Annotated in this window: 2 protein-coding genes; both read left to right on the forward strand. The window is 70.0% G+C overall.

Annotated elements, in window-relative coordinates; all coding sequences use genetic code 11:
- Nucleotides 1-868: galactokinase (locus KZA10_RS14095; protein ID WP_218683192.1), on the forward strand; the 868-nt coding region annotated here is incomplete at its 5' end.
- Nucleotides 869-918: 50 nt separating this feature from the next.
- Nucleotides 919-1,768 (forward strand): UDP-glucose 4-epimerase GalE (gene galE, locus KZA10_RS14100; protein WP_218683193.1); only part of this gene is annotated, 850 nt, incomplete at its 3' end.

Below are 1,768 nucleotides of genomic sequence, written 5' to 3' on the forward strand. Positions count from 1 at the left end.
CGCCTGGGCGTTGCGTCAGGCCGCGGTGGAGGCCGGCCCGTTCAGCGGACTCGACATCGCGATCGCCTCCGACGTGCCGGTGGGAGCGGGGCTCTCGTCGTCCGCCGCGATCGAAGGGGCCACGGCTTCCGCTCTGAACGAGCTGTGGGGCACCGGGCTCGACGGCACGACCCTCGCCCGCATCGGACGACGTGCCGAGAACGAGGCCGTCGGCGCGCCCACCGGGATCATGGACCAGATGGCGTCGATGCTCGGCCGCCCCGACACTGCGATCTTCCTCGACTGCCGGTCGCTGGAGACCCAGCTCGTACCTCTCGCCGTCGCCGAAGCCGGACTCGCCATCCTCGTGATCGACACGCGGGTCAAGCACGCGCACTCCACGGGCGGCTACCGCGAACGCCGGGCCTCGTGCGAGCTCGGTGCGTCGATCATGGGGGTTTCCGCGCTGCGCGACGTGTCGATCGACGACCTGCCGCGCGCCCAGGAGTTGATGGACGACGTCACCTTCCGGCGCGTACGCCACATCGTCGCCGAGAACCAGCGCGTGCTCGACACGGTGCGGGTGCTGCGCGAGCAGGGTGTGCGCGCGATCGGCGATCTCCTGCTCGCCTCGCACGCATCGATGCGCGACGACTTCGAGATCTCGACCCCCGAACTCGACACCGCGGTCGACACCGCGCTGGCGGCCGGCTCCCTGGGCGCACGGATGACGGGCGGCGGATTCGGCGGAGCCGCGATCGCACTGATCGAGCAGGATGCCGTCGAGGCGGTGTCGGATGCCGTGAAGGCGGCCTTCGCGGCCTCCCGGTTCGCAGCCCCCCTGCTGTTCACGGTGATCCCGTCTGTCGGGCCCCGCCGCGACGCCTGACAGAATGATCCATAGAGCCGCGACGACGTCGTGGCGGGAGAGGAAACGCAATGTCCTGGATCGTCACCGGCGGCGCCGGATACATCGGCGCCCACGTGGTGCGCGCCCTCGCCGATGCCGGGCTCACCCCGGTCGTGCTGGATGACCTGTCCAGCGGCGTCGCATCGTTCGTGCCCGAGGGGGTGGCGTTCGTGCAGGGCAGCATCCTGGACCGCGAACTCGTCGAGAAGACGCTGCGCGATCACGACGCCGCGGGGGTGATCCACGTCGCCGGATTCAAGTACGCCGGCGTCTCGGTGCAGCGCCCTCTGCACACCTATGCGCAGAACGTCGAGGCCACGCGCGTGGTCCTGGAGGCCATGGAGGCCGCTGGCGTCTCGAACATCGTCTTCTCGTCGTCCGCTGCGGTGTTCGGGACCCCCGACGTCGCGCTCGTCGTCGAGGACACCCCCAAGAAGCCTGCGAGCCCCTACGGCGAATCGAAGCTGATCGGCGAGTGGCTGCTGCGCGACCAGGGCATCGCCACGGCCGACTCCGAGCGGCCGCTGCGTCACACGTCGCTGCGGTACTTCAATGTGGTGGGCTCCGCCGACCCGACGGTCTACGACGTCAGCCCGCACAACCTCTTCCCGATCGTGTTCGAGGCGCTGCTCGCGGGCACGACCCCCAAGATCTTCGGCGACGACTACGCCACCGAAGACGGGACGAACGTGCGCGACTACGTGCACGTCGGCGACATCGCGGCGGCCCACGTCGCCGCAGCCCAGCGCCTCTCCGACGGACGTCCGATCGAAGCCGCCTACAACCTCGGCTCCGGCGACGGACTCAGCGTGAAGCAGATCATGGACGCCGTCGCCCGCGTCACCGGCATCGACTTCACCCCCGAGATCGGACCGCGGC

Source organism: Microbacterium sp. BF1 (genome assembly GCF_019279095.1).
GTDB classification, from domain to species: Bacteria; Actinomycetota; Actinomycetes; order Actinomycetales; family Microbacteriaceae; genus Microbacterium; species Microbacterium maritypicum.